3 protein-coding genes and 3 tRNA genes are annotated in these 3970 nt (G+C 39.9%); all 6 read right to left on the bottom strand.

What is annotated here, in order from left to right:
- Positions 1 to 80: 80 nt before the first annotated feature.
- The 6 genes from GLIP_RS01695 to uvrY all read right to left on the bottom strand — a co-directional run bounded on the left by GLIP_RS01695 (position 81) and on the right by uvrY (position 3661).
- Positions 81 to 167: transfer RNA gene (locus tag GLIP_RS01695), tRNA-Leu, on the bottom strand.
- A 66-nt stretch (positions 168 to 233) separates the two neighbouring features.
- A tRNA-Cys gene (locus tag GLIP_RS01690) sits at positions 234 to 307 on the bottom strand.
- Positions 308 to 311: 4 nt separating this feature from the next.
- Positions 312 to 387: transfer RNA gene (locus GLIP_RS01685), tRNA-Gly, on the bottom strand.
- Positions 388 to 557: 170 nt separating this feature from the next.
- Positions 558 to 1133, bottom strand: a complete 576-nt coding sequence (pgsA, locus tag GLIP_RS01680) for a CDP-diacylglycerol--glycerol-3-phosphate 3-phosphatidyltransferase (protein WP_008842816.1) — start codon at positions 1131 to 1133, stop codon at positions 558 to 560.
- Positions 1134 to 1178: 45 nt separating this feature from the next.
- Complete coding sequence (gene uvrC / locus GLIP_RS01675; RefSeq protein ID WP_008842815.1) at positions 1179 to 3008, bottom strand: excinuclease ABC subunit UvrC; 1830 nt, start codon at positions 3006 to 3008, stop codon at positions 1179 to 1181.
- A gap of 8 nt (positions 3009 to 3016) precedes the next feature.
- Positions 3017 to 3661 carry a UvrY/SirA/GacA family response regulator transcription factor gene (gene uvrY / locus GLIP_RS01670; RefSeq protein ID WP_008842814.1) on the bottom strand — a complete coding sequence of 215 codons (645 nt, stop codon included), beginning with the start codon at positions 3659 to 3661 and terminating at the stop codon, positions 3017 to 3019.
- Positions 3662 to 3970 lie beyond the last annotated feature (309 nt).

Here is a 3970-nt window from a genome sequence, read left to right as displayed (position 1 = left end):
AAATAATTCTACTGTCTACTATACGTCTACTTTGTATTTTTCATTTTTAATTTGTTAGTGAATACTACCAACAAAGAGAATGGTGCCCGGGGCCGGACTTGAACCGGCACGTCCTTTCGAACGAGGGATTTTAAATCCCTTGTGTCTACCAATTTCACCACCCGGGCATCGGATGAACTCACATAACCTGTGAGAGGGTATTGCAATTTCTCATACTGGATGAGAAGCGTTTATGGAGGCGGAACCCGGAGTCGAACCGAGATCCACGGATTTGCAATCCGCTGCATAGCCATTCTGCCATTCCGCCAATTTGGAGCGGGAAACGAGACTCGAACTCGCGACCCCGACCTTGGCAAGGTCGTGCTCTACCAACTGAGCTATTCCCGCATTTAACTGCTTTCAAAAATCTGTTCAGTTAATTACATTTGGCTCTCGCTAAATGTGTGGCAGCATTCTACCGTCAAAGATCTAACTGTCAACAACAAAAATGATGATTTTTAACTGTTTGCTTGAAAAATGACTTAAAAGCGTTAATTTCGAACAAACACACATTAATTTCAGCTGTTTTGTTTCTTTTCAGTCAGACTTTTCCATGCAGCAACGGTATAAGAAACCATCGACCACGCCGAAAGAATAGCTGAAAAGTACAACAATACGTATCCGAGTTTAACCCAATAAATGGGATAACCCATAAAATAGTCCATTTCAGACAGCAATCCGATCAGCGCTAACATTTGTGCCATTGTTTTCGCTTTACCCAAAAAAGATACTGCGACAATATCACTTTTACCCTGCTGCCCCATCCATTCTCGTAAAGCAGAAATATACACTTCTCGCGACATTAGTAATATCGCTGGGATAGTAATCCAAACCGTATTGTAACTGTGGGTAATCATTAACAGCGCTGCGGCTACGATTAATTTGTCTGCGACAGGATCTAAAAATGCTCCAAACGCTGTTGATTGTTTCAGTTTGCGGGCTAAATAGCCATCAAACCAATCTGTAATTGCTGCAAACCAAAAAATAAAGGCTCCAGCTTGCCTTGCCCATTCCCAGTCTAAAAAGTACACCACTACAAATACGGGTATGAGTAGTACTCTTAACATGGTAATTATATTTGGAATTGTCCACATACTTCTATCTAACCTTTGCTTGATTTTCCAATTTTCAAATCTTCGTCAGGAATGCAGATGCTCATATATAATATCAGCAAGTTCTTCACTAATTCCGGGGACTCGGGATATTTCGTCTCGACTGGCTTTCAATACACCATGGATTCCCCCCATGTATTTTAATAAGCTCTGTCTTCGCTTAGCGCCAATGCCAGGAACCGACTCTAAAACAGAAGTACGCTTGGCTTTTTGCCGCTGCTGACGATGGCCAGTAATAGCAAACCGATGTGATTCATCTCGAATGTGTTGAATCAAATGCAGTGCGGGGGAATCTGCTGACAAAGGTATAGTATCATGATTTCCAGCGAGAATAAGCGTCTCTAAACCAGGTTTTCTGCTAGTGCCTTTGGCGACACCAATTAATAATGGCTTTTTAGCGGCTTTCCAATTTTCAAAGTGTGCTTCCGCTTGAGCTAACTGCCCTTTCCCACCGTCAATAAACACAATATCGGGAATTTTAGATTCATCGGTAGGCGTTTTATATCGTCTACTTAATGCTTGCGCCATTGCAGCATAATCGTCACCTGGCGTTATCCCTTCAATATTGTAGCGTCGATAATCTGTCTTAAATGGTCCGTCGCGATTAAATACTACGCAAGAAGCCACAGTTTGCTGACCGGACGTATGACTAATATCGAAACATTCCATGCGTTGAATTGGCTGTTCAAAATCTAGCACTTTTTCGAGTTCTAAATAACGAGCAAAAACGGATTTTTGCTGGTTTTGTTTTGCTTCCAGCGCATTTTCAGCATTGGTAATGGCTAATTGTAAATAACGTTTTTTCTCGTCTCGGGCACCTTTATAGAACTTTACTTTATAACCAGCTTCAGCGCTTAAGAGATCAGTAATCGCTTCTTCATCCTCCAACCCCATTGGCATAACAATTTGTTTTGGTATGGTTTTGTTTCCCGCTAAATAGAATTGCAGCACGAAAGATTGCAATATTTCCATTTCAGTTGTTTGCGCGGGCACTTTAGGAAAAAAGCTTTTACTACCTAATAATTTATTGTCTCGAATAAACAAGCCTTGAATACTCGCAATGCCATTTCGATAAACGAAACCGAGGACATCCATTTCTTGCTCATTACCACTAACCCATTGTTGCTCTTGAATTTTATTTAATGCACTAATTTGATCGCGATATCGCCCTGCTGCTTCAAATCTAAGTTCTGAACTAGCTGTTTCCATTTTATTCACGAGGCTTTCAATAACTTGCTGGTTTTTACCTTTTAAAAACATAGTCGCAAGGTAAATCTGCTCTGCATATTCTTCTTCAGTTACTAAACCTTCTACACAAGGGCCCGCACAGCGTTTTAATTGATATTGTAAACAAGGTCGACTTCTAGCCCGATAATAACTGTCTTCACACTGCCTAATAGGAAACAGTTTTTGCATAGTCCGCAAGCTTTCACGAACCGCCCAAGCACTTGGATAAGGACCAAAATATAAGCCTTTTTGCTTTTTAGTACCTCGATGTAAAGCTAAGCGAGGATGTTTATGCTCGGAAAGAAAAATAAAGGGGTAGGATTTATCATCGCGCAAAACCACGTTATAGCGCGGTTTATATTTCTTAATAAAATTATTTTCAAGAATGAACGCTTCCGTTTCGCTATTCACGACGGTTACGTCCATATCAGCGATTTGCCGAACTAAAGACTGGGTTTTGATACTATCAAGATTACTTCGAAAATAGCTTGAAACCCGATTTTTAAGATTCTTCGCTTTGCCTACATAGATAACTTCATTTTTATCATTATACATCCGGTAAACACCGGGTTTGGAAGTTAGGTTTTTAAGAAAGCCTTTGTGATCGAATGGTCTTGCTTTATCGGTCATGTAAAATATTAAAGTTGATTACTGTCAATCAAATTGTGGCGCAAAGCTAAATGCGTTAGTTCTACATCTGAGCCCACTTTCAATTTATCGAACATTCTATAGCGATAAGTATTAACGGTTTTGGCACTAATATTCAACTTGTTAGCAATGTCGGGAACACGATTACCTTTGGTAAGCATAATTGTAATTTCTAGCTCTCGACGAGATAACTGCTCAAACGGATTTACTTCATTTAAATTTAATTGACCAATCGCGATCTGCTGGGCAATTTCCGGGGCAATATACCTTTGTCCTGATGCCACTTTACGAATCGCAATTACCATTTCGTTGGGATCGGTACCTTTTGTTAAGTAACCGTAAGCACCTAATTGCATAACTCTAGCAGGTATGGGATTTTCGGTATGCACTGACACCACAACAACCTTGGCGTCTTGGCAGAAATGAATAATTTGTTTAGTTGCTTCTAAGCCACCAATTCCAGGCATATTCATATCCATAAGCACAATATCTGGCGGTGAATTACGGCAGAATTTTATGGCCTCTTCGCCATTGTTTACTTCACCTACCACCTTGAAATCAGAAATATCTTCAAGAATTCGCCGGATACCGGTTCGTACTAATTCGTGATCATCGACTAAAAGCAGCGTTATCAAACTTTACCTCAATACAATGGCAATACTTACTTTACACTTAGTTATTAAACAGCCCACTAACTCAGTATTTAATATTGTAAAGCTATTAGAATGTAACAGGTTTCGAGTAAAATCCTAAAATCCTTTTGAGGAAGCGTCTATACGGTAATTATAACGGCATTAAAATTATCCTGTATAGCGTTAATTTGCATATCAATGATGTTACCATTCATCATTGTAGTTTTAGACTTCAGCGCAAGGGTTTTGTAGGGATAATTCGCAACCTACAAGAACGGATAGCGAGGGATGTCCTCAGGCACTTCCTGTAAT

The organism is Aliiglaciecola lipolytica E3, from assembly GCF_000314975.1.
Classification (GTDB): Bacteria; Pseudomonadota; Gammaproteobacteria; order Enterobacterales; family Alteromonadaceae; genus Aliiglaciecola; species Aliiglaciecola lipolytica.
The sequence above is the reverse complement of the archived record's forward strand: the minus strand, read 5'-3'. Positions and strand labels throughout refer to the sequence as shown.